The 1388-nt window shown below is 34.8% G+C and carries 2 protein-coding genes; both read right to left on the bottom strand.

Going from position 1 to position 1388, the window contains the following annotated elements:
* Nucleotides 1-140: 140 nt before the first annotated feature.
* Complete coding sequence (locus tag CHX27_RS00485) at nt 141-449, bottom strand: hypothetical protein (RefSeq protein ID WP_133063367.1); 309 nt, start codon at nt 447-449, stop codon at nt 141-143.
* 215 nt (nt 450-664) lie between these two features.
* The coding region (locus CHX27_RS00480) for an RHS repeat-associated core domain-containing protein (RefSeq protein WP_094484829.1) at nt 665-1388 on the bottom strand (724 nt) is incomplete at its 5' end.

The following is a 1388-nucleotide window of genomic DNA, read 5'->3' as shown; positions in this document are numbered from 1 at the left end:
TAGATAACCGGATTATTCGCACAATACGCATAGCCCGAAATGGATTTCTAAAGCTTATTAGTTATTCTGCGTTGATTTTATGATATGTAAATCTAAATCAACTTTTCTTAGTGTTTTCGCAATCATAAAAAACAACAAATTTAGTTTTTGAGAAGTTTAAAATAGACGGTATCCTTATTTTGAAATAGTTCTAAATTTTTGTCGTAACTAATTCCGTTGTTATTTGAATTTAGTATAAATTTTTCAGTTTTCACCGAATTCAAATCTTTAGCAACCAAGAACGAATAACAAATTTTCGTCAATCTTCCAAAGCTATAAAACGAGTCTTTAGCTGTAATGAGTTCATTTCTTTTCAACTGATAATATTTGATTTTTGCTGCTTCACCTAGAATGTCTATTTTCACTTTATTAGTCACATTTTCGATGGCGATATAACTTTTGTGACTCAAGCTGTGACCAATGATAAATTTCCTTTTTTTTAGAAACTTTGAATACACGATTTTGTCTAGCCAAATGTTGTTGCTAATCGTATCAACATTTAAAAGTAATGTGTCTACAGTTTTTTTTGATTCCACAAACAGCGTGTCAGTAGTCACAGAGTCTATCGCGTTCAACTTCTGATGCTTACACGCTGTCAAAAGGAAGTACAAAATTAATATAGTTTTTATTTTGCTGTCCATACGCCGACGATTCCTTTAAGTCCTTGAATTTTTGATGTTATATTGACGTTCATCCTTGTGGCATCATATCTCGTTCCGTCGAAATATGTTGAAGTACGTGGTGCGCTAACATATGACATTGGCATGCTCTCAATTTTTGATCCTATTCCCTTTACTGCTTTAAATGCAGCTGAAAAAGAATTTGCCAAGTTACCCGTTATGGACGCTTCGTTTGCTTTATAAAAATATTTGGCTTCAGTTCTAATCTTGTCGATGCTGCCAAAAGGATCTTTATATTCTTCCCTATTTATAGCATTGTAGGTCCTAGGCACAAGAATATCTTCATAAGATTTTCCGTCGCTGTGCCTGTTAACTATTGATTCAGCAACAACTTGCCGATCTACGTTTGAAGTGCCTAAACCTGACATTTCTGCGAATGTTGTACGTGCAATTTTACCGATATCTGAGTTTAAGTTTAATTCATAGCCACCACTTTGAATAGTAGCTAACAACGAACTTGCATTGGCAGTATTACCACTTTCTATGCTGCTCTTATATTTACTTACAACATCATAGCCGGTTTGGTTGGTCACAAACACTTTGTCAATGCCATCGTTCACATAAGTTGCCTCTCCCGTATTGTTGTTTATTATAATACTCTCGGCACTCCGCCCATCCGGATCTACCAAATTAATTGGGTTCTGGTAACAATACCCATATGCATCCATT

This window comes from Flavobacterium aurantiibacter (assembly GCF_002251775.1).
GTDB classification, from domain to species: Bacteria; Bacteroidota; Bacteroidia; order Flavobacteriales; family Flavobacteriaceae; genus Flavobacterium; species Flavobacterium aurantiibacter.
Note: the sequence above shows the minus strand (reverse complement) of the source record. Positions and strands in the feature narration are given on the sequence as shown.